The sequence below is a fragment of the Ructibacterium gallinarum genome (assembly GCF_014982785.1).
GTDB lineage: Bacteria > Bacillota > Clostridia > Monoglobales > Monoglobaceae > Ructibacterium > Ructibacterium gallinarum.
Genome location: NZ_JADCKB010000009.1, coordinates 1 through 21,979, shown reverse-complemented (window position 1 = coordinate 21,979; position 21,979 = coordinate 1). Strand labels below are relative to the sequence as shown.

20 protein-coding genes and 2 tRNA genes are annotated in these 21,979 nt (G+C 45.2%); 11 read left to right on the top strand and 11 right to left on the bottom strand.

From position 1 onward, the window contains the following. Positions 1-168: 168 nt before the first annotated feature. A complete protein-coding gene (locus INF28_RS05580; protein WP_226392480.1) occupies positions 169-3,162 on the top strand; it encodes an S-layer homology domain-containing protein in 2,994 nt (997 codons plus the stop codon). Between the two features lie 176 nt (positions 3,163-3,338). Here INF28_RS05580 and INF28_RS05575 read toward each other — a convergent pair. Beyond that, positions 3,339-3,415 (bottom strand) — tRNA-Arg (locus INF28_RS05575). Positions 3,416-3,576: 161 nt separating this feature from the next. Here INF28_RS05575 and rsmA point away from each other — a divergent pair. From rsmA to INF28_RS05555, 4 genes are all read left to right on the top strand, one after another. Continuing rightward, a complete protein-coding gene (rsmA, locus tag INF28_RS05570) occupies positions 3,577-4,431 on the top strand; it encodes a 16S rRNA (adenine(1518)-N(6)/adenine(1519)-N(6))-dimethyltransferase RsmA (protein WP_226392479.1) in 855 nt (284 codons plus the stop codon). 15 nt (positions 4,432-4,446) lie between these two features. Then, the gene (locus tag INF28_RS05565; RefSeq protein WP_226392478.1) at positions 4,447-4,794 is read left to right on the top strand and encodes a putative signal transducing protein; all 348 of its coding nucleotides are present in this window, start codon (positions 4,447-4,449) and stop codon (positions 4,792-4,794) included. 180 nt (positions 4,795-4,974) lie between these two features. Next, on the top strand, positions 4,975-6,738 hold the full coding sequence (locus tag INF28_RS05560) for a phosphoenolpyruvate carboxykinase (GTP) (protein WP_226392477.1): 1,764 nt from the start codon (positions 4,975-4,977) through the stop codon (positions 6,736-6,738). A 138-nt stretch (positions 6,739-6,876) separates the two neighbouring features. Further along, positions 6,877-7,473, top strand: a complete 597-nt coding sequence (locus tag INF28_RS05555) for a sugar O-acetyltransferase (RefSeq protein ID WP_404815147.1) — start codon at positions 6,877-6,879, stop codon at positions 7,471-7,473. A 60-nt stretch (positions 7,474-7,533) separates the two neighbouring features. Here INF28_RS05555 and INF28_RS05550 read toward each other — a convergent pair whose 3' ends face one another. From INF28_RS05550 to INF28_RS05515, 8 genes are all read right to left on the bottom strand, one after another. Continuing rightward, positions 7,534-8,529 (bottom strand): cation diffusion facilitator family transporter, encoded by a 996-nt coding sequence (locus INF28_RS05550; protein WP_226392475.1) that lies wholly within the window; start codon positions 8,527-8,529, stop codon positions 7,534-7,536. 15 nt (positions 8,530-8,544) lie between these two features. After that, positions 8,545-9,651, bottom strand: coding sequence for a rod shape-determining protein RodA (gene rodA, locus INF28_RS05545; protein ID WP_226392474.1), 1,107 nt, complete (start codon positions 9,649-9,651; stop codon positions 8,545-8,547). A 30-nt stretch (positions 9,652-9,681) separates the two neighbouring features. Then, positions 9,682-10,353 (bottom strand): O-methyltransferase, encoded by a 672-nt coding sequence (locus INF28_RS05540; RefSeq protein WP_226392473.1) that lies wholly within the window; start codon positions 10,351-10,353, stop codon positions 9,682-9,684. A gap of 19 nt (positions 10,354-10,372) precedes the next feature. Next, entirely contained in the window at positions 10,373-11,422 is a 1,050-nt protein-coding gene (gene mltG / locus INF28_RS05535; RefSeq protein WP_226392472.1) for an endolytic transglycosylase MltG, read from the bottom strand. Positions 11,423-11,485: 63 nt separating this feature from the next. Further along, entirely contained in the window at positions 11,486-12,391 is a 906-nt protein-coding gene (locus INF28_RS05530; protein WP_226392471.1) for a CPBP family intramembrane glutamic endopeptidase, read from the bottom strand. Then, positions 12,388-12,978, bottom strand: a complete 591-nt coding sequence (locus tag INF28_RS05525; protein ID WP_226392470.1) for a 5-formyltetrahydrofolate cyclo-ligase — start codon at positions 12,976-12,978, stop codon at positions 12,388-12,390. Before INF28_RS05525 ends, INF28_RS05530 begins: the two co-directional genes overlap by 4 nt. After that, the gene (locus tag INF28_RS05520; RefSeq protein ID WP_226392469.1) at positions 12,975-13,529 is read right to left on the bottom strand and encodes a DJ-1 family glyoxalase III; all 555 of its coding nucleotides are present in this window, start codon (positions 13,527-13,529) and stop codon (positions 12,975-12,977) included. The genes INF28_RS05525 and INF28_RS05520 overlap by 4 nt, the downstream gene beginning before the upstream one ends. A 22-nt stretch (positions 13,530-13,551) precedes the next feature. Further along, positions 13,552-14,277, bottom strand: a complete 726-nt coding sequence (locus INF28_RS05515) for a WecB/TagA/CpsF family glycosyltransferase (RefSeq protein WP_226392468.1) — start codon at positions 14,275-14,277, stop codon at positions 13,552-13,554. 328 nt (positions 14,278-14,605) lie between these two features. Between INF28_RS05515 and INF28_RS05510 the strand changes: the two genes are divergently transcribed. The 3 genes from INF28_RS05510 (at position 14,606) to INF28_RS05500 (ending at position 17,955) form a co-directional block, all read left to right on the top strand. Continuing rightward, positions 14,606-15,475, top strand: coding sequence for an EamA family transporter (locus tag INF28_RS05510; protein ID WP_226392556.1), 870 nt, complete (start codon positions 14,606-14,608; stop codon positions 15,473-15,475). Positions 15,476-15,631: 156 nt separating this feature from the next. Beyond that, positions 15,632-17,797 (top strand): DNA topoisomerase III, encoded by a 2,166-nt coding sequence (locus tag INF28_RS05505; protein ID WP_226392467.1) that lies wholly within the window; start codon positions 15,632-15,634, stop codon positions 17,795-17,797. Between the two features lie 71 nt (positions 17,798-17,868). Beyond that, positions 17,869-17,955 (top strand) — tRNA-Leu (locus INF28_RS05500). A gap of 172 nt (positions 17,956-18,127) precedes the next feature. Here the strand turns inward: INF28_RS05500 and INF28_RS05495 are convergent. Next, entirely contained in the window at positions 18,128-18,538 is a 411-nt protein-coding gene (locus tag INF28_RS05495; protein ID WP_226392466.1) for a hypothetical protein, read from the bottom strand. An 88-nt stretch (positions 18,539-18,626) separates the two neighbouring features. Continuing rightward, positions 18,627-19,124: an HD domain-containing protein gene (locus INF28_RS05490; RefSeq protein WP_226392465.1), complete on the bottom strand. Its 498-nt coding sequence runs from the start codon at positions 19,122-19,124 to the stop codon at positions 18,627-18,629. Between the two features lie 209 nt (positions 19,125-19,333). On the opposite strand from INF28_RS05490, the gene cysE reads away from it, so the two are divergent. From cysE to INF28_RS05475, 3 genes are read left to right on the top strand one after another with little or no spacing between them, the layout of a single operon-like run. Continuing rightward, positions 19,334-19,999, top strand: a complete 666-nt coding sequence (gene cysE / locus INF28_RS05485; protein WP_404815146.1) for a serine O-acetyltransferase — start codon at positions 19,334-19,336, stop codon at positions 19,997-19,999. Beyond that, complete coding sequence (gene cysS, locus INF28_RS05480) at positions 19,992-21,410, top strand: cysteine--tRNA ligase (protein WP_226392463.1); 1,419 nt, start codon at positions 19,992-19,994, stop codon at positions 21,408-21,410. The genes cysE and cysS overlap by 8 nt, the downstream gene beginning before the upstream one ends. Before the next feature lie 16 nt (positions 21,411-21,426). Continuing rightward, positions 21,427-21,828: a Mini-ribonuclease 3 gene (locus INF28_RS05475; protein WP_226392462.1), complete on the top strand. Its 402-nt coding sequence runs from the start codon at positions 21,427-21,429 to the stop codon at positions 21,826-21,828. Positions 21,829-21,979: the final 151 nt, after the last annotated feature.

Sequence of the window (21,979 nt, the reverse complement as noted above, 5' to 3'; positions counted from 1 at the left end):
ATTGTAATAAATTTATTACAATATCGTTACAAAAATACCGTTTAAACACATTTTGCCATTACTGCCATAATGTTAACGGTGTAATTTTTCTTCCTCCGCACAAAATAAATGCGTAAATAAACAAAAAACAACAAACACAATAGCAATTCACATGAGGAGGAAAATAGTATGTTAAAAAGATGCATCTCCCTGCTTATCGCTGTTTGTCTGATTTCAGGCTTTGGCATATCTGCGGCCTTTGCAGAAGAACCCGTAGATGAAGCTTCTGTTTATTTAGAAGAAAGCCAGTCTGTTTCAGGCGACGGCGAAGGCTATGGTCCTGCTGCACCGGAAGCCGTTACGGTTCCCGAACCCACCAGCAGTACCGGAAAATCCGCCGGAACTAATACGGCGTCACCATCTACAGCAGGCACAGTTTCGCCGGCATCATCCGATGCCAATACAGGCAGTCTGCCCCAGGTAAACCGTCAATCCTTTGACGGTACCAATGCAGACGGAACTCTGAACGCCGCAGATGGGATTAACACCAATTTAATTGAAAACAGTTCTAAGTATAACGGCATGGCTTCACTTCCGATTCCGGAACAGCCCGCCCTTTCCCGCTACAGCACCAGCCGCATCACTGTGGCGCCGGACATTGCCGGCACACAATATGAAGAGGCCGCTGAACTGCTGGGCGCTTTAGGAATTATGGTAGGTGACGCAGAAGACGGCGCATTCCGCCCCAGCGATCCCATTATCCGAAGTGAAATGGCAAAGGTTGCCGTCTACTCTGTTGGACTGGAAGACATTGCAAAAAGTTCCATGGGTACCACCCGTTTCCCCGATGTTCCTGTTGATCACTGGGCAACCGGCGCTATCAACGTAGCGGATCAGCAAGGCATGGTCATCGGTGATGATGTAGGAACTTTCCGCCCCAACGACAACGTGCTTCTGCAGGAAGCCGTAACCATCATTGTACGCGCTATGGGCTATGAACCCGCCGCTGAAGATAAAGGCGGATATCCTTCTGGATATATGTATATTGCATCCAGCAACCAGCTGCTGCGCGGTCTGTCCGGCTCTGCCGCAGAACCCGCCACCAGAGGAGATATTGCACAGCTTGTTTTTAACGCTCTGACAGTAAACTTGATGGAGCAGGTAGGATTTGGAACTAACGTTTCCTATGAGGTTGTAGACAAAACCCTGCTTTATGATAAATTAAATGTAGAAAAAGGCTATGGTCAGATCACAGGTACTGCCGAAACCGCTCTTGACGGCGGAAGCACAACCGATGAAGACCGCATTGTGATTGACAAAAAACAATTCCTCGAAGGCGATACCAATGCAAAACAGTATTTAGGCTATAACGTACTGTACTATGCACGCATTGATAAAACCACCGATGAAAAAACCTTAATTGACGTTCGCCCGCAGTCTAATAAAAATAAAACCATCACGGCAAATTCTGATGACATTGTTAACGTAACCGGCGACAGCGGACAAAACAAATCCTTTGAATACTGGGCAAACCGGGATGACAGAACCACCAAAACTGCCACTATTGCTGCTGATGCAGTTTATATCTACAACGGCAAATATAAGACAGGCGTTACCAACGAGGCGTTAAAGCCCACTTCCGGAAATGTGATTCTGCTGGATGCAGATACCAATGGTATTTACGAGATCGTATTTGTTAACCACTTCACCAACCTGGTTGTTGATACCGTATCTACCGTAACCGGACGTGTCACCGACAAATATATGAACGGCTCTCTTGTTTTTGATGAAGAAAGTACCGATGTGATGTACAGTCTTGTAAAAGACGGCGCTGAAATCGGCATTGAGGATCTGAAGGAATGGAATGTCATTTCTTATACTATCAGCGATGATAAGACTTTGATCAAAGGATATGTTTCTGACGCTTCCATTAACGGTATGGTGACAGAAGCTACTGAAGAAGGTTTCCGCATCGGAAACAGCAAAGAACTTCACAAGAAAGCAGACAGCTATCCTAATGAAATTCAGCTGAGAGACAAAGGAACCTTCTATCTGGATATCGAAGGGAAAATTGCGGCCGTTGATACCAACGCAAACGTTAATAACGGTGAAAACCTGAACAAAAAATACGCTTACCTGGTAGGGGCAGCAATGAACGACGGTTTTGACACCACTGCACAATTCAAGATCTTCACCATGTCTGGTGAAACGCAAATTTTAAATAGCGGAACCAAAATGCGTCTGAATGACAAATATGGTATGGAGCCTAAAACCGTAGTAGACACCTTAGGCGGCGCAGGTCTCACCCCGCAGTTGATTGTTTATGAAACCAATAGTTCTGATAACATTACTGCAATTGAGACCGCTAAGGATAACACCAGCACAGGAGCGCCCAATGTAGGCGAATTCACTATGAATATAAAGAAAGACGCCATGGTTTATAAGAGCGCATCTGGTAAACTGGACAACGTAGCTATTACCGATGATACGGTTATCTTTGACATTCCAAAAGATGCCGCAACAGACACCGATAAGTATTCCATTCGAAACAAGGCAACCCTTTCTAACGATTCCGAATACAATGCTATCGTTTATGACTTGCAGGAAAATTATACCGCAAACGTTGTCATTATTACCAGCTCTGCCGGTGTAACTGCTCCTGAATCTTCGATTTTAGTGGTTGATTATATCAGCGCCACACAAAATGAGGAATATGAGGATACCGACCGGCTGTACGGCTGGCAAGACGGCAAGGAAATCAATCTTTTAGCGGCCGACAAATCCATTTTGCTGAAAGGTGAAGGAAATGACACACCGCTTGCAAAGGGTGACATTATCCAATACCGCACTAACATCAAAGGTGAAATCGACGGCATCAACGTACTGTTTGATATCAGCGAGAAAGAAACCGAATTCATCGAAGACGTTACAACCGAACTGACTACCGTCTATGGTAAAGTAACCAAGAAGTTCAGCGGAAGCGTTAACATGAGTGTAAACGATGCCGTGCACAACTATGCTACCGGCGATGCAACCGTTTACCTGTATGATTCCGCCCGAAACAAGGGCAGCATTCAGGTTGTTTCCCCCGCAGACATCGAAATCTATGAGGAGGGCAATGAAGCGAGACTGTTCCTGAAGATTTATGATGATGTGGTACAGGAAATGGTAATCATCAAATAACCTGAACACGAAAAAAAGCAAAAATGAGGACTTCTGCAAATGCAGTTGTCCTCGTTTTTCGCCGAAATTTTCTAAAAAGAGTTTCTTGCCAGAACGCCGCTTGTGTGATATAATGAATGTAATTGTACTTTAGCTATAAAAAACACCGCACCGGCCATGCCGGCCATGCGGTGTTCTGGCGTCCCCGAGAGGATTTGAACCTCCGGCCTACCGCTTAGGAGGCGGTCGCTCTATCCAACTGAGCTACGAGGACAAATTGATGCCTGTATCGTATCTTCAAGCTTTTTTATCATACGACATTTCTGTTATTTTGTCAAGGGAAAACTTGGATGTTTCCCTTTTTGCCCAGAGGAGCAGGCATCTTTTAATATAAATTTTGATTGCCCTTTTCAAGCGGCAGAACGGAGTTTTCCTATGAACTTGTCACATCCATCTGAATTAAAAGAACTGCTGGCCCGGCATGGGTTTGCTTTTTCCAAATCACTGGGACAGAATTTTTTAATTGATGAAAAGATTCTAAAACAGATCGCCGCGGCGGCCGCAGACAACAAAAACGCTTGTGTGCTGGAAATCGGTCCCGGGGCGGGCACCTTAACACAGCAGCTGGCAAAAAACGCGGAAAAAGTATTGGCTGTAGAAATTGACAGCGCCCTGATTCCCATCTTGCAGGAAACCATGGCAGACGCAGATAATTTCACTTTGGTTCACGCCGACATTATGAAAACCGACATCCAAAGTCTGACCCAATCAGTGTTTGGCAGCAGTCCTTTTTGTGTTGCCGCCAATCTGCCTTATTACATAACCACTCCTATTATTATGCACCTTCTGGAAAGTCATCTTCCGGTCACTGCAATGACCTTTATGGTGCAAAAAGAGGTGGCCGCCCGTATGTGTGCCCGGGAAGGTACGCCAGATTACGGTGCGCTTTCTGTCGCTGTTCAATACTACACACAACCCCACCCTGTCTGTACGGCAGAGCCCCACTGCTTTATGCCCCAACCTAAAGTTGCATCTGCCGTCATTCATCTTAAGGTACTTCCCACTCCTTCTGTGCAGGTTTCGGATGAAAAATTATTTTTTAAAATTGTTCGTTCCGCTTTTGGCCAACGACGCAAGACCCTTTGCAACGCCCTCTCCAAAAGCCCCTATCTATCCATTGAAAAAAGCCGGATTGAAACTGCACTTTTGCAAATGAACTTAGACCCGTCTGTACGCGGCGAACGTCTCAGCCCCGCACAGTTTGCTCAGCTCAGTGATTTACTTTCCTAAAAAGGAGGTTATCTTATGTATTGTCCCAAATGCAAAGCCGAATACAGAGAAGGCTATACCCACTGTACCGAATGTGGATGTCCGCTTACCGACACACCGCCTTCTTCAGAGGAATCACTCCAATCCCACCCGGAACCTGCTTTTTTATGCGATGCGGCTAACGAATTTGAAGCTGATATTATTGTGTCTAAGCTGGCCGCAGAAGGAATTCGGGCATTTAAACGCTATCGCGGCGCTGACAGCTATAACCGGATTCTGCTGGGCCGTACCATTTTAGGCGTAGAAATCTTGGTGGCAGCAGATGATTTTGAGGAAGCACAAAATATTCTCTCCCCATTTGGCCATTCTGAAACCGACAAATAGAAAAATCTGTCCAAGTTATGATTACAGATTTTTCCGCCATTGTCAACTCTAACAAACCAAAGATGGAGATTGTTAAAAAATTGTCCAAATTAGATATTGTCAAAAATTCATTTTTGCGGTATATTATATTTTAGTTGTATTATGTTTAAAATGAATTATTTAAATACAGGAGGAATGATCATGACTGAAAACAAGTTTGTTTTAAACTGGCTTGAAGAGATGAAAGCTATGTGCCAGCCCGATGAGGTTGTTTGGATTGACGGCAGCGAAGACCAGTTGGAAGCGCTTCGTGCAGAAGCGGTTTCCACCGGCGAAATGATTAAACTGAATCAGGAAAAGCTTCCCGGATGCTATTATCATAGAACCGCAGAAAACGATGTTGCCCGTGTGGAAGACAGAACCTTTATCTGTACCCCCACACAGGAAGAAGCCGGTCCTATCAACAACTGGATGGCTCCTGATGAAATGTATGCAAAACTGAAAGCACTCTATACCGGTTCCATGAAAGGACGTACCATGTATGTCATTCCTTACTCCATGGGTCCTGTTGGGTCTCCTTTCTCTAAAATTGGTATTGAATTGACCGACAGCATCTATGTAGTATTGAATATGGCGATTATGACCAGAGTGGGACAGGCTGTTCTTGATATTATTGATGGTGATGATTTTACCAAATGTTTGCATGCGAAAAAAGACGTTGATCCGGAAGAACGTTATATTGTTCACTTCCCGCAAGACAACACAATTATGTCTGTCAACTCTGCTTACGGCGGAAATGTTTTGCTGGGTAAAAAATGTTTTGCGCTGCGTATTGCCTCTTACCTTGGAAAACAAGAGGGCTGGATGGCTGAGCACATGCTGATCTTAGGCCTGGAAAATCCTCAGGGCGAAGTAAAATATATTGCAGCGGCATTCCCCAGCGCCTGTGGTAAAACCAATCTGGCAATGCTGATTCCGCCCAAATATTTACAGGAAAAAGGCTATAAAGTTTGGACCGTAGGCGATGATATTGCATGGCTGCGGATTGGACCGGACGGACGTCTGTATGCAATCAATCCAGAAGCAGGTTTCTTCGGCGTAGCACCAGGCACCAGTGAAAAGACCAACTTTAACGCTCTGGAATCCACCAAGAAGAACACCATCTTCACCAATGTTGCAATCAACAATGATGATATGACCGTTTGGTGGGAAGGGCTTGACAACAACCCGCCTGAGAACTGCACCGAGTGGACCGGTAAAAAGGTAAACGGTAAGACCTATGAAGGCAAACTGGCACACCCCAACTCCAGATTTACTGCTCCGGCCATCAACTGCCCCTGCATTTCTCCTGAGTTTGAGAATCCCCAGGGTGTTCCGATTTCCGCTATCGTATTCGGCGGCCGTCGTGCAAAGACCGCTCCGCTGGTATACCAAGCAAGAGATTGGGAGCATGGTGTATTTGTTGGTGCAACCATGGCTTCTGAAACCACCGCCGCTGCAGCTGGTGCTGTTGGTGTGGTAAGACGTGACCCCATGGCAATGAAGCCTTTTGTTGGTTACAATATGGCAGACTACTTTGGCCACTGGCTGGAAATGGGAGAAAAGATGGATGCAGACAAAGCCCCGAAGATCTTCCATGTAAACTGGTTCAGAAAAGATGAAGACGGCAACTTCCTGTGGCCGGGATTTGGCGACAACATGAGAGTTCTGCTTTGGATTCTTGACCGTTGTGAAGGCAAAGCAGAAGCGGTAGAAAGCCCCATTGGTCTGCTGCCAAAAGCGGATGCCATTGATACAACAGATCTTGATATTACACCAGAACAGCTCAATGAACTGCTCAGCGTAGACAAAAAGGTCTGGATGGAAGACGTAGAAAATCAGAAAGAGTATTTTGCTCAGTTTGGTGACCGTCTCCCTGCCGCTATTACAAAACAGTTGGAAACCTTGGAAAACAACTTGAAATAATTGATATTTTGCCGTCCGGCTTTTTGCCGGGCGGTTTTTCTTTAAAAATTTTCAAATGAATTGCTTTTCTCTTTGCTTTATGCTATACTTTTTAAAACTACAGGATATAGGAGATTGATGAATATGATAGAACAAAAAATGCATCAAGGCGATCTTTATCTGCCCAATGATAAAAAACTGATGGAAATGCAGATGCGGTGTCTTGACAAGCTATATGATTACAATGCCACCCGTCCTACCGAAGAGGAAAAACGGACAGCCCTGCTTCAAGAAATGTTTGCCCAAATTGGGGAAGGCTGTTATATTGAACCTCCGTTTCACGCAAACTGGGGTGGCCGCCATGTTCATTTTGGCAAATATGTTTATGCAAACTTTAACCTTACACTGGTGGATGACACACATATCTATGTGGGGGATTACACCATGTTTGGTCCCGGTGTTATTATTGCTTCTGCTGGGCATCCCGTGCTGCCGGAACTGCGGGAAAAAATTTATCAGTACAATATGCCGGTACATATTGGAAAAAACTGCTGGCTGGGAGCAGGAGTAATTGTGCTTCCCGGCATTACCATCGGCGATAATACTGTGGTTGGCGCCGGCAGTGTCGTAACCAAAGACCTTCCCGCCAACACCGTGGCAGTTGGCAATCCGTGCCGGGTTCTGCGCCCCATTACCGAACATGACCGGGAATATTATTTTAAAGACAGAAAGATTGACTGGTCTTCCATAAAATAAAACCAAACACCATATCACAAAGAACCGTGCAGCAATGAATCTGCACGGTTCTTATATTTTCTATAGCATATCTGGTTTTGTATCTCCTGGATTTTGACCAGCATCCAGTACATGCTCTGCCTTCGCAGCAGCATCGGGAACAGGCACCGGATCCATATGAATGACAATGTCTACATTTAACTCATTGAGAATTTGATGTTCAATTTTATCAATGACCGAATGCACCTCAACCAGTGTCAAATTCTCCGGGACCTCTGCATGAACAGAGGCAATGGTTCTTCCAGGACCATAATCATGCACCATCAACCCGTGCATGCCCAAAACGATAGGATTGCTTAAAATCCTCTTCTCCAACTGCCGGCGCAGCGTCTCTTCCGGCTTTCTTCCCAGAAGTTTATCAATGGTATCCCGTGCCACACCATATCCGGTCCAGATAACCAGACAGGATACCACAAGTCCCATAAATCCATCCAGAGAAAAGGGAACAAATGGGGATAAAAAGGTAGAAACAATGACCGCTGAAGTAGCAATCACGTCATTTAAACTGTCCCGTGCCGCCGCCAAAAGGATCGGCGAATCAATGGTTTTTCCCATAAACCGGTTATAACTCCACATCCAAAGCTTCACTAGCACCGATAAAACCAAAATCCCCACCGTCATCGGACTGATTGACAACGCTTCCGGGCGAAAAATCTTTTCCGCAGAAGACTTAAGCAGCTCCAAACCAAACAGTATAATTAAAAATGCCACAATCAATGCGGAAACATATTCTGCACGGCCATGCCCATATGGATGCCCCGAATCCGGACGGCGGCTGCTGAGTTTAGCGCCTACTACCGATACCACCGAGGAACCCAGATCGGACAAATTATTAAAAGCATCCGAAACAACAGCAATACTGCCCGCTGCCAAACCAGCCAAAAGCTTAAGCAGGAATAAGAGACTATTACAGAGGATTCCCAATACACCGCCCAGCACACCATATTGTTTTCGCACCTGAGCATCCTTGGTCTGCATATAATTTGGAATAAATTTATGAACCAAAAGCTGTATCATATTGTCACCACCAGATCAAAAATTAATCATCCTGCATCGGTACCGGACATTTAATACCAATCCAATTGCCAACATAGTAGTTACCAGCGAGGATCCGCCATAGCTGAAAAACGGAAGGGTAATTCCGGTTACCGGAAACAATCCCAAGCACATTCCTATATTTTCAAATACCTGGAAAATCAACATAGCTGCCACACCGGTACAAATATAAGTACCCAAACTGTTGCGGGCATTCATTCCAATATAAATGCACCGCAGAATAATCAAGGTAAGCAGCAAAATCACCAGAACTGCTCCTATCATGCCAAGCTCTTCACATACCACCGAATAAATAAAATCCGTATGTCGCTCCGGGAGCAGATTGTTTACCTGGCTGGAGCCTTTATATAAGCCTGTTCCAAAGATTTTGCCTGAGCCTACCGCAATTTTGGATTGAATCACATGGTAACCCGTACCCATAGGATCCTGTTCCGGGTTAAACACACTGATGATTCGGCTTTTTTGATAATCCTGAAGCACAAAAAACCACAGCAGCGGACAGGCTGCGGCCACAACCGCCGCACCGCCTGCTACATATTTCCAGCTAATTTTTGCAGTAAACAGCATGACAAGCGCAATACAAATAAATACAGACGCCGTACCAAAATCCGGCTGCAATAAAATCAGAACACATAATATTCCCAAGTGAGCAAGCAGCTTCAGCAAGGTCTTTGGCTGGTTAATCGTACTGTCATTTTCTGAAAGTTGCTTGGCAAAGGTAATGATAAATGCAATTTTAATCACCTCTGCCGGCTGAAAATTCACCGGGCCAAGCACAAACCAGCTTCTTGCTCCGTTTCTGACCGCTCCCAATCCGGGAATCAGTACCAAAATCAGCAAAAGCACACTGGCCGCATATAAATACAGTGATATTTGTGCCAAATATTCATAATCCAAAATCATCAGCGCCACTATGCCGCAAATTCCAATGAAAAAAGCCGCGGACTGTATGATAACATACCGGGTTCCGCCGGCACTTGAAATCATTAAAATTCCGAATAGCGCAGTAATCACTGTTAAAAACACCAGCGGAATATCCATGTTCCGGAGGACACCCCGCAGCCGGTTAGAATCATTGAACATGTTTCTATCTCCTATTTTGATAAAATATCTTTAAGAAAGATTTTCGTGTGGTTCTTCCGCGCATTTCACACTTAGCGCAACACCGTCACCCACTGGAAGTACCGATGTTTGAAGATATGGCAGCGAGGACAGCATATCAAGATACCTTCGCAGCCGCCGAACTATGGTAATTTTCCGGTGCTGAAGCAATTCATCCGTTGCGGTCATGCCCTTATAGAGTACATTGTCAGACACCAGCAAGCCACCTATTTTCAGCATACGCATACAATGAGGAAAAAATTCATGATACTGCGCTTTTGCCGCATCAATAAAAATCATATCATAGCTTCCCCGCATCCGTGCCAGCACCTGCTTTGCATCCCCTTCATAAAGGTGAATTCTTTTGGAAAGCCCTGCCCGCTCAAAATTTTCCCGTGCAATTTTCGCCGCTTCCGGGGAAATTTCTATGGTATCAACGTGGTTGCAGCCTGCCTGTGCCATACAGATCGCACTATAACCAATAGCCGTTCCCACTTCCAATACAGTCTGTATCTTTCCCAGGGCAATCAAAACCTCCAGCAGTTTCATGGTCTCCGGCTGAGAGATGGGCACATCGTGCTCCGCCGCATACAGCTCCATCTCCCGGGGAAGGCCGCTGCGCACCGGCAGCAAATCCCGCAAATAACGGATGATATATTCATGATTAATATTATCGTCAATCAACCAAAGCGCTCCTTCCGGCTCAGTTTCCCTGAACCTCCTGAATTTTTTGATTGTGTTCCTCAAAAGTCTCCGAAAACAGGTTCTGACTCCCGTCTGCTGTAGCAACAAAATACAAGTAATCTGTATCCGCAGGCTCTAACACCGCTTCCACCGATTTTAAGCCCGGAGAAGCAATGGGTCCAACTGGAAGCCCTTTATATTTATAAGTATTATAGTTAGAATCAATAGCAATATCCTCATTGCTTAAAATTTCTTTCCGCTCTTTAAGGATATACTGCACTGTTGCACAGGATTCTAGCTTCATACCCCGGTCAATCCGGTTATAAAACACGGATGCAACAATCGGCCGTTCCTCATCATTTGCCGCTTCCCTCTCTACGACAGATGCAAAAATAATAACCTGATCTAAAGAATACGGTGTTCTGACCGCCTCATAGGCAGGCACTACATTTTCCTGAAATGCATTTAGCATTTTCTGGATAATATCATGGGGGGAATCCTCCACGGAAAAGAGATAAGTGTCGGGATACAAATATCCTTCCAGCCTGTTTTCCTTCCGCGGTATTTTCTTAATGAAGTCAAAATCAAAATTGCCATTTTCAATCTCGTCCATAAACTCCTCATGCGTTCCAAGGCCTTTTTCCACCAGCAAATCCACGATCTGCCGCAGCTCATAACCCTCCGGAATTGCCACCCGTTTTGTTCCGGCATCTTCCTGATCCGGAGCGCCCGATAATTTCTCGCACAGCTGCGCATAACTCATTGTCGGATTGAGCGTATGCCTGCCCTTTTGATACGCAGGCTCTCCTGTCATCCTGGTATACAACTTAAACGCAAATGCATACTGAATAATCCCCCGGTTACGAAGAATATTCGCTATGCTGGAAGATCCTGCACCTTCCGGGATTTCAATGACATAATTCTTATTATCCCCATTTGCACCAGTCATGTCCCGGTACACCAAAACACCGGTTACCGATCCTCCGGCTACAATGACCACCAACAAAAAAATTAAAAAATAAAATCCGCAACCCCGTCGCTTTTTCCTTTGACGTTTTTCCCTTTCCATTTCGGTATCCTTTCTTTCTCTGTTTTTGCTCAGAGAATATAAAATTTAGGCATTACCATCCGTTCAACTAAAATACCAAACCGCAATAATTCCTGCCAGACAAAGCAAAACGGGTAAATTAATAAAGCTTTGTCCCAAAAAATCCACCGTTTTAATCTGACGGATCTGCGCAGGACGCCGGGTAGCCAGCAACAATCCCATCACACCCAAAATGAATATCAGAATTCCTGCCACAAATATCCAAATTGTAGCGGCGGGTGTTTCAAACAGCCCACTGCTGAAATAGGAAAGCAACAACGCCGTTATGTTATTTACCATATGGAAAATCATACATGCATACAAAGAGCCGGTTCTCTGGAGAACTATCACCAACACAGCCCCCAGAAATAAATATCCCAAAAGTCCAGGAATGCTTCCGTGCATCAGCGCAAACATCACAGTACTGAAAATCCACGCCGCTTTTGTATTCAGCTCAGCCATAACACCATAAACAATACCGCGAAGCAAAAATTCTTCAAATACCGCAGGAATGACCGCAATCACTATGATGGCCGCAGCCAGCTCCATGGGCGTCTTAGGAATGTACCCATCACTTTGTCCCATCAACAGACTGATTGGAAGATCCAGAATAATCATAAAAAACTGACAGCCGATCCCCGCAAGCAGGATCAGCGGCAAAAGTGCCGGCCGGAACGATTTTAGTCCCAATTTCTGCTGGGCATCCCGCACTGTCAGCACTCGGTTTTCCCGGGCATACAGTGAAAGCGGCAAAAGATATGCAAATAGCTCAATCACAAGCATTTGCAGATAAACCGGCGGCGGTTCCGGCAAAAAACTTGCGGCAATCTTTGCCGCTACCGTCACCGCAGTCTGCACAATCACCACAAAAAACAGCATCCAGCGAATACTGTACAGTTGGTGCTTTCCCTCCCGATAAGAAGACCGGTGTGTAGATTCTTCTACAGTCATAGGCAACTCCTTCCTGTCTGAACCACTGCACGGTTGGTAACCACACAATCCACCGGCAGGTCAAACTCCTCCCTGGGCAGTCTCCATACCATACAGTTTTCAAACGCCATCCCCATTTTATAGCCCAGATAACCCTTCAGATATCGGTCATAATATCCTGCACCATATCCCAATCGATACCCATCCGCATCAAAAGCAAGTCCAGGCACCAAAACCAGGTCAATTTCTTCTTTTGGTATGGTTAGCACGTCGCTCTGCTCTGTCTTTGGTTCCAAAATACCATAGCTGCCCGGCACCAGGCAGGAGAAATCCTTGATTTCCACAGCCTTCATGGTGTGACTCGCTTTATCGCATACCGGAACCGTCACCCGCTTTTTCCGGGCAAAAAGTTCTTGAATCAACTCTTTGGTTTCCGGCTCGCTGCGAAAAGCTAAATAGACAAAAATAGTTTCTGCAGCTTGTAACGCCGGATATGCCAAAACATTACGGCATATCTCCCTACTCATTTCTTGCCGCAAAAGCAATGGAATCTGATTTCTACGCTCTTGCCAGCGGCGCCGTAGTCTGTTTTTTTCCTGTTTCTTCATAAGCCCGGTGTCTGCATCTGGGCAAGAATTTCCTGACCTTTACCGCTTTCCGTCTCCCCGGCAAAATAATTCACAATCTCTGCTCCAAACGCCAAGGCCGCTCCTGCTCCTTTGGCCGTAATAAACTGGCCGTCCCGAACCACAAATTTTTCAGAAAGGATTGCGCCTTCCAGCTTCTCCTCAAATCCCGGGAAGCAGGTTGCCTGCCGCCCTTTCAGCAGCCCCATGCCACCCAAAACCATCGGCGCAGCACAAATGGCAGCAATCATCCGCTCCCGTTTATAACAACGCTGCAAAATAGCTGCAACTTTCAGGCTTTTCTGCAAATGCAAAGTCCCCGGCATACCGCCAGGCAGAATGACCCCGTCCATATCCTTTCCAAAAATATCATCAATCTGCAAGTCCGCATGTACCGCTATTCCATGGGATCCCGTCACCACTTCACCGGTAACGCCAACCGTTTTAATCTCCATCCCCGCTCTGCGGATAACATCAAGAGGCGCAATGGCCTCTGTTTCTTCAAATCCGTCAGCAAGCAATAAATACAGCATATATTATCCTCTCCTGTCTTTTTTACCGCTGCTCCCGACGCACCGTCAGCATAAACTTCGGCAGCGCAGCAAATCTGCCCAGCCGGCTGGGCTGTTTGCAAAAGCGGTAGAACCATTCCAAATTACATTTAATAAAAAACTCCGGCGCACGTTTCACATTGCCGGCAAACACATCCAGCGCACCGCCTATACCCATGCACAGGTTTACCCGCAAACGTTCCCGATTCCGGTGGATCCATTTTTCCTGCTTAGGCGCACCCAGGCAAACAAACAGCAGACTGGCACCGGAAGCATTGATTTCTTCCACAATTTCTGCTTCCTCCTCCGGCTTGAAATACCCATGATGCGTCCCTGCCACCTTAAGGCCCGGATACTTTTCTTCTAGCCTCGCCTTAGCTGTTTCAGCCACGCCCGGCGCCGCGCCAAACAGGAAAACGCTCTCTCCTGTCTTGCTGATACTCTCCAGCAGGCCGCAGGCCAAATCAAAACCTGCCACACGCTCCGGCACAGGATTATGAATCATCCGCGAAGCATATACCACACCGATACCATCCGGCGTGCACATGTCAGCCTCATTCAGCACTTTACGAAATTCCGGATTCTCATACGCCGCCATCACAATTTCCGGATTTGGGGTATAAATTACCGAAACCCCGGGGGTACGCACATAGCGCTCTGCCTTTTTCAGCGCATATTCTGCAGTAATTTTATCAATATTTACACCAAGTATGTCAACCGTTTCACGCATCGTTCTGACTCCTTTTTTATCGTTCTGCACATACGCTTTTTATTTTAACATATTTCGCTTTTTTTTGCAACTGCTATATTCCATCATACGCCCACTAGAATATAAACTTTTCGTAAATTTTTCCGCCCTTGCAATAAAAGAAAAAACATGCTATGATACCAATATACATAGAGGAATTAAAAATGGGTACAAATCGTGTCCGCTTTGATATATATCAAAAAGATTTTCTCCGGTTTGATTATCAGTGAGCCTCATTCACACGAACAGAAAAATGTATATTAGCATGAGCAATTTAAAAGATTGCATGATGAAGAAGGGGAAGGAAACCATGTGGATTTTTATGGCCGTTTTGTCTGCTTTTTTTGCAGGGATAACAGCAGTTCTTGCCAAATGTGGCATTAAAAAAACAGATTCTGATTTTGCAACTGCGCTGCGAACAGGTGTTGTCTTACTTTTTTCTTGGATCATGGTTTTGATTGCAGGATCACAAAACACCTTGACACACATAAGTCCCAAATCTCTTCTTTTCCTAATTCTCTCTGGTTTGGCAACAGGAGGTTCCTGGCTTTGTTACTTTAAGGCACTATCTTTAGGAGATGTAAACAAAGTCGCTCCCATTGATAAATCAAGTACCATCTTATCTGTTTTAATCGCCATGATTTGTTTTTCCGAAACAGATCATCTGGTTTTCAAATTAACCGGTACAACCCTGCTTGCAATTGGCATTTTCCTCATGACAGAAAAAAAAGATGTCACAACTGAATCTCAAACACATAACAATTGGTTTATTTACGCAGTTGGTTCTGCCATATTTGCAGCACTTACCTCTATACTCGCAAAAATAGGAATCTCTAACATAGAATCTAATTTAGGCACAGCAATTCGTACCGCTGTAGTCCTTATTATGGCATGGGCCGTTGTATTTGCAAAAGGTAAGCAAAAACAATGCAAACATCTTGAAACAAGTGAAATTATTTTTATTATTTTATCCGGCATTGCAACAGGCGCTTCCTGGTTATGCTACTATTATGCAATTCAAAAAGGGATTGTCAGTGTAGTTGTTCCTATTGATAAGATGAGTATTCTTGTCACAGTTGCATTTTCTTATTTCTTTTTAAAGGAAACACTTAGCAAAAAAGCCATTGCAGGTCTAGGATTGATGCTGATTGGCACATTGATTATGGCAATATGGCATTAAATAAAATTTTTTTCTATTCATCACATTATCTATTTTTCCCGTTCTATCGCTTTCTATTTTCATATATTTTGTATTTTTATCCTTGCAATTTCAATTTCCCTTGCAATACTGAAAAAAACATGCTATGATATCCGTACATAAAGGAGGACAAAGCATATGGGAAAAACTTTAGTCCTGGCAGAAAAGCCATCTGTAGGCAGGGAACTTGCCCGCGTATTGGGCTGCAAACAAAAAGGCAATGGCTTTCTTGCCGGGAATCAATATATTGTTACCTGGGCGCTGGGGCATCTTGTTACCCTTGCAGATCCAGAGTGTTACGGTAAACAGTATAAAACCTGGAGCCTTGATACCCTACCCATGCTCCTGGACAAAATGGAGCTGGAAGTAATTCCTCAAACTGCGCACCAGTACAGCATCGTGAAAAAACTTCTGCACAGCAAAGAGGTCAGCGAATTGATCATTGCCACTGATGCGGGGCGGGAAGGGGAACTGGTTGCGCGATGGATTTTGGAAAAAGCCGGCTTTCATAAACCAATCCGGCGGCTGTGGATTTCTTCCCAGACTGATAAAGCAATTCGGGAGGGCTTTAGACATCTGCGTCCTGGAAAAGACTATGAAAACCTTTACCACTCTGCCCAGGCACGGGCTGAAGCTGACTGGCTAGTGGGGCTGAACGTTACCCGCGCCATGACCTGTAAATTTAACGCCCAGCTATCCGCCGGTCGGGTGCAGACACCCACACTGGCCCTGCTGGTAGCCCGGGAAGAGGAAATCAAGCGATTCGTCCCCAAAGATTTTTATACCCTCCGTGCCGATTTAGGAAATCTCTCTGCCCTGTGGACCGGAAAGAACGGAAGCTCTATTTTTGACCGCGACCGAGCCGAAAGTCTTGCCGCTCAAGTCAAAGGCAAACCATTCCGCCTGGTTTCTCTGCGTACGGCAGAAAAGCGGACGCCGCCTCCACTTCTTTACGATCTGACTGAATTACAGCGTGATGCCAACAAACGTTTTGGCTATTCTCCTAAACAGACCCTTAACATTATGCAAAAGCTGTACGAACAACACAAGGTACTGACCTATCCACGCACAGACTCCCGATACCTTACCGGGGACATTGTCCCTACCTTAGCAGAACGTATCCGTGCCTGTTCCGCCGGAGAAAGCGCAGAAGCAGCCAGCACCGTCCTCAAGCACGGCTGGAAAATCACCTCTTCCTGCATCAACAACGCAAAGGTCAGCGACCACCATGCTATTATTCCTACAGAAGAAAAGATTCGCTTTTCTGTTTTAACCTCGGAGGAAAAGAATATTTATCAACTAGTAGTAAATCGGTTTTTAGCCTGCTTTTATCCCCCGTTTATCGCCAAATACATCAAAGCAGAGTTTGAAGCGGAGGGTCAGCGGTTTTTGGCCTCTGGTCAGGAAATTGTTCAAAAAGGCTGGCGGCAGATTGAACTCCCGCCAGATGACGAAACGGAGGAAGAAACGCAAAACCTTTCCGGCCTGAAGCAGGGAACGGAATATCTCTGCCGTGGGGTACAAATCAAACAGTCCAAAACCAGCCCTCCGCCCCGGTACACCGAAGCCACCCTGCTCTCTGCCATGGAAAATCCTGGCCGGTTTGTACAAGACAAAGCCATGCGCGAATATTTGGGCGGCGGACTTGGTACACCAGCCACCCGGGCAGATATTATAGATAAACTCTACTCTGCTTTTTATGTGGAAAAACACGGTAACAGTATGGTGCCCACCTCCCGGGGAAGACAGATTATCCAGCTGGTTCCGCCCGAATTGAAAGAACCGGTCCTCACAGCAAAATGGGAACAGCGTCTGACGGCTATCAGTCTCGGAAAGGAGAGTAAAGAAAAATTTGTTCGGGAAATCCGCAGCTACGCTGCCGGATTAGTAAAAGAAGTAGTCGCCAGCACGGCACAGTATACCCATGATAATATTACAGGTAATATTTGTCCAGAATGCGGCAAATTTCTACTGGAGGTCAACGGCAAACACGGCAAAATGCTGATCTGCCAGGATAGGGAATGCGGTTACCGCAAAAACGTCAGCATCAAAACCAACGTTCGATGCCCCAACTGCCACAAGAAAATGGATCTATACGGAGAAGGAGATAAAAAAACCTATATCTGCCCTTGCGGTTACCGTGAAAAACTAGACGCATTTAAGAAGCGTATGAACGGAAACCAAAAAGGAGCTTCCAAACAAGATGTGCGTAGTTACCTGAAAAAACAAGCACAGCAGGACGCTGTCAACGATATTTTTGCTGCTGCCTTAGAAAAAGCTTTGGAAAAAAAGAAAAAATCTTGAAAAACACTTGCTTTTTTTGAAAGATCGTGGTATAATAGTTTGCGTTCCGGTTAAAACAGGAGCAAAAACTTGCCGGTGTGATGGAATTGGCAGACGTGACGGACTCAAAATCCGTTGGTAGCGATACCGTGTCGGTTCGAGTCCGACCACCGGCACCACTTTGGAACAAGCAAAGCTTGTTCCTTTTTTTTGCTCACAAATGAGTTCTTCTCTTGCTTTTCCCAAATTTCAGGAGCCTTAAAGAAAAGCACGAATGCAAAGAAGCCGACAAACAGATAAAACCTCTTTCGGTCTTTCTGTTTGCCGGCTTCTTCGATCTTATTTTATGCACTAGTCGCTGATTTTAACCAACTTTCCCTGCAGCTCATCTACCTTTGCCAGTTCCTCGTCTGTTAATTCCCGTGAACGCAAAGCCCTCAGTATCATATTGGCATCATCATACATGCCTTCCTCAATCAAATCTTCCGCATCCTTAAGGCTCTGCTGGATTTCTGCACGCACCGCGTCTTCATCATCCCGCGGATCCGGAGTCTGCACAGGTGCAGTCGTTGCGGGCGCCGCTGTTTTTTCAGACGATGACGTAGCTGATGCTGACGGAACAGGAGAAGCTGTAGCCGAAGCAGCAGGTGTCGATGTCGGCTTCAGCGTAGCTGAGGTTTCTGCAGGCTCATCCCCGCTGCATCCCGCTAAAAGCATTGATACTGTCAATAAACCGGCGAAAAGCATAATCTTGGTTTTCAAAACACATTCTTCCTTTCCAATCGAAAGCTGATAAAATACGCTTACACAGCTTTTTTCTTATCTTAAGTATCTTTCAGAGGATTCTATTTCAATACCCCTGTGTCTGTATCGTATGCTTCGAACACAGCTTTTTCCAAATGCTATATAAAATCTCATAAACTGCACTGTACTTATCCACCAGAGATACCACATAAGATTCCGGATAACGCGGAATTGCTTTTCCGCAAAGCCACATGTGCTTTACGATAATATCTTTTTCCAGCTCCGAAAGTTTTGTCAACCGTTCTGCGTTCCGCAAAGCCAGCTTTGGATGAATGGCCGCATGACGCAGAATGCCAAATTTCTTTTTGGAACACTCATAGTGAAAAAGATCGTGCAGCAACCCCGCCCGGGCAACTGCACGGTAATCCATATGCAGTTTTTTGCATATAATAAAGCTGTAATAAGAAACATTAATAGAATGCCGCATTCTTGAAACCCCATAATGATGACGGCACCAATCCAACCGGCGAACCGCCGGTGCGTCCAGCAAATCCTGTACAAGCAATACATACTCCGCATACTTTTTACTGGATTTATTTACCATATTTTTACCACCTTATGCTTTATGTGCGGTTTTTCCATTCTATCTCAGTCACATCGACAGCTTTCAAAACCGCCTTATATATTATACGATATATATTTTAAAAAATCAAGATGAAATATTTATCAGATTTACCCTTTACTACAGAAGAAAAATAGGTTATAATAATAGCATTCCTACCATTTTGTAATAAAGGAAAGTTGCTTATGGGCATTATATCAGAAATTAAACAAGATGTTAATGTGGTTTTTGAACGTGATCCGGCTGCCCGTTCCAGGGCGCAGGTCTTTTTTCTGTATCCGGGCGTTCGAGCCATTATTAACCACCGGATTGCACACCGGCTGAACCAAAGCGGGCATCATTTTTTGGCTGACTGGGTATCCAAGCGCACCCGAAAAAAAACAGGCATCGAAATTCATCCCGCTGCTAAAATCGGCAAAGGAGTCTTTATTGATCACGGCATGGGTGTTGTCATTGGGGAAACTGCCGTAGTAGGTGATTACTGCACCATTTATCAAGGTGTGACTTTGGGCGGTACAGGAAAAGACAAAGGCAAACGCCATCCTACCATTGGGCAGAATGTTACCATTGGCAGCGGCGCAAAAATCCTGGGACCGTTTACCGTAGGAGATAATAGCAAGGTTGCCGCAAACGCCGTAGTACTGAATGAAATTCCACCCAACAGTACCTGCGTAGGCGTACCTGCACATATTGTAAAACGGGATAACAAACGGATTGCTCCCGCAGCACCGCTTCTCCACCCCGTAGCGGATTTGGATCAAATTCACATTCCAGATCCAGTTTCCATGGAGCTTTGCACGCTTCGCACCGAAATAGACCGAATTAAGAAAAAACTGGAGGAATCAGAGCATGATTGATACAAAATTATACCTGTATAATACCCTGACCCGAAAAAAGCAGGAATTTATACCCATAGAACCGGGAAAAGTGAAAATGTATTCCTGCGGGCCTACCGTATATAATTTTTTTCATATTGGCAACGCACGCCCATTTATTCTGTTTGATACGCTTCGCCGTTACCTGGAATATAAAGGCTATACAGTAACTTTTGTACAGAACTTTACGGATATTGATGATAAAATGATTAACAAGGCAAACGAACTTGGAATCAGTGTCAAAGAACTGGCAGATCAGTATATTGCAGAATATTTCACCGATGCCAAAGGACTTGGAATCCGTCCGGCCTCCGTTCATCCCCGTGCCACAGAAAACATTGACGCCATTATTGAAATCATTCAGACATTGGTGGATAACGGCTACGCCTATAACGTAAACGGTGACGTCTATTACAGTACGAAAAAATTTGATCAATATGGCAAGCTGTCTCATCAGCCTTTGGAAGAGCTGGAAAGCGGCGCACGCATTGATGTCAATGAGGATAAAAAAGATCCCATGGATTTTGCGCTCTGGAAAAAACAAAAACCCGGGGAACCGGCATGGGAAAGTCCATGGGGTATGGGTCGACCCGGCTGGCATATTGAATGCAGCGCTATGGCCAACACCTATCTTGGCAAAACCATTGATATTCACAGTGGCGGTCAAGATCTAATCTTTCCCCATCATGAAAACGAAATTGCACAGAGCGAAGCGGCTAACCATTGTGTTTTTGCCAATTATTGGGTGCATAACGGATATATTAACGTAGATAACCGGAAAATGTCAAAATCACTGGGAAATTTCTTTACCGTCCGGGACGTTGCAAAGGAATTTGATTATGAAGTGATCCGGTTCTTTATGCTCTCCGCCCACTACAGAAGCCCCATTAATTTCAGCAAGGATTTGATGGAAGCGGCCAAATCCAGTCTGGAGCGGATTTATAACTGCCTGGATGCAATGACCTTTTTCGCCAAAAATGCGCCTGCACGGGAAGCGTCAAAAGATGAACAGGATTTTTTGCAAAAACTTAAAGGTTATAAAAATAAATTTATCAGCGCCATGGATGATGACCTAAATACCGCAGATGCCATTTCGGTTATTTTTGAAATTGTGGCGGATGCCAACAAAACCATTACTGCCGAAAGCCAAACCGCACAGTCTGTTATACATTCGGTCATTAGCCTGATCCGGGAACTGGGCGGCGTTTTGGGCTTGCTCACCCGCAGCGAAGAACAATCCATTCCCGCAGAAGTGCAGGCACTGCTGGATCAACGCGCCGATGCCCGCAAGGCCAAAAACTGGGCAGAATCAGATAAAATCAGGGAACAACTAAAAGACCTGGGCTACGCTGTAAAGGATACGCCCCAAGGACAACAGCTAACACAAATATAACCAAAAGAGGATTGCTATGCTGGAAGAAATTAGAAAAAGCTTTGCCGGCCGGTTTTTAAAGCCCAGCCAGTACAGTGCGCTGACGCTGGCATATATCGGAGATTGCGTCTATGAACTGTATGTTCGCAGTTATCTGATTCGTCAAACCGATTACAAAGTCAATATGCTGCACAAAAAAGCTACAAAATTTGTCTGTGCAAAGGCGCAGGCAGAATTTTATCATAAAATTGAGGGAATGCTAACCGAAGAGGAATCCGCCGTCTTTCACCGTGGCAGAAACACCAAGTCCCAGCCGCCGAAAAATGCCAATGTTTCCGACTACCGCATTGCAACTGGTGTAGAAGCCCTAATCGGCTATCTCTACTTAAAACAGGAAGATAGCCGTCTATCACAGCTGATGGAGTACTTATTTGTTTGAGGTTTTTCCGTACATAAATAAAATAGGAGCATTCCTGTTAAGTAACAAAAATGAGGTTTGACAAAAAGGAGTTCACTCCCTTAGAATGTAACACAGGGTCAAAGCCCTAATAAAAAGAAATCCACTAAGGGAGGAACTCTAAGATGAGTAT

Coding starts and splice junctions, on each gene's coding strand:
- INF28_RS05475 (WP_226392462.1), top strand. CDS start 21,427: ATGCTGGAAGAAATTAGAAAAAGCTTTGCCGGCCGGTTTTTAAAGCCC.
- mltG (WP_226392472.1), bottom strand. CDS start 11,422: ATGGAAAGGGAAAAACGTCAAAGGAAAAAGCGACGGGGTTGCGGATTT.
- INF28_RS05510 (WP_226392556.1), top strand. CDS start 14,606: ATGTGGATTTTTATGGCCGTTTTGTCTGCTTTTTTTGCAGGGATAACA.
- INF28_RS05560 (WP_226392477.1), top strand. CDS start 4,975: ATGACTGAAAACAAGTTTGTTTTAAACTGGCTTGAAGAGATGAAAGCT.
- INF28_RS05555 (WP_404815147.1), top strand. CDS start 6,877: ATGCATCAAGGCGATCTTTATCTGCCCAATGATAAAAAACTGATGGAA.
- INF28_RS05550 (WP_226392475.1), bottom strand. CDS start 8,529: ATGATACAGCTTTTGGTTCATAAATTTATTCCAAATTATATGCAGACC.
- INF28_RS05530 (WP_226392471.1), bottom strand. CDS start 12,391: ATGACTGTAGAAGAATCTACACACCGGTCTTCTTATCGGGAGGGAAAG.
- INF28_RS05505 (WP_226392467.1), top strand. CDS start 15,632: ATGGGAAAAACTTTAGTCCTGGCAGAAAAGCCATCTGTAGGCAGGGAA.
- INF28_RS05525 (WP_226392470.1), bottom strand. CDS start 12,978: ATGAAGAAACAGGAAAAAAACAGACTACGGCGCCGCTGGCAAGAGCGT.
- INF28_RS05515 (WP_226392468.1), bottom strand. CDS start 14,277: ATGCGTGAAACGGTTGACATACTTGGTGTAAATATTGATAAAATTACT.
- INF28_RS05580 (WP_226392480.1), top strand. CDS start 169: ATGTTAAAAAGATGCATCTCCCTGCTTATCGCTGTTTGTCTGATTTCA.
- INF28_RS05520 (WP_226392469.1), bottom strand. CDS start 13,529: ATGCTGTATTTATTGCTTGCTGACGGATTTGAAGAAACAGAGGCCATT.
- INF28_RS05490 (WP_226392465.1), bottom strand. CDS start 19,124: ATGGTAAATAAATCCAGTAAAAAGTATGCGGAGTATGTATTGCTTGTA.
- rodA (WP_226392474.1), bottom strand. CDS start 9,651: ATGTTCAATGATTCTAACCGGCTGCGGGGTGTCCTCCGGAACATGGAT.
- cysS (WP_226392463.1), top strand. CDS start 19,992: ATGATTGATACAAAATTATACCTGTATAATACCCTGACCCGAAAAAAG.
- INF28_RS05565 (WP_226392478.1), top strand. CDS start 4,447: ATGTATTGTCCCAAATGCAAAGCCGAATACAGAGAAGGCTATACCCAC.
- rsmA (WP_226392479.1), top strand. CDS start 3,577: ATGAACTTGTCACATCCATCTGAATTAAAAGAACTGCTGGCCCGGCAT.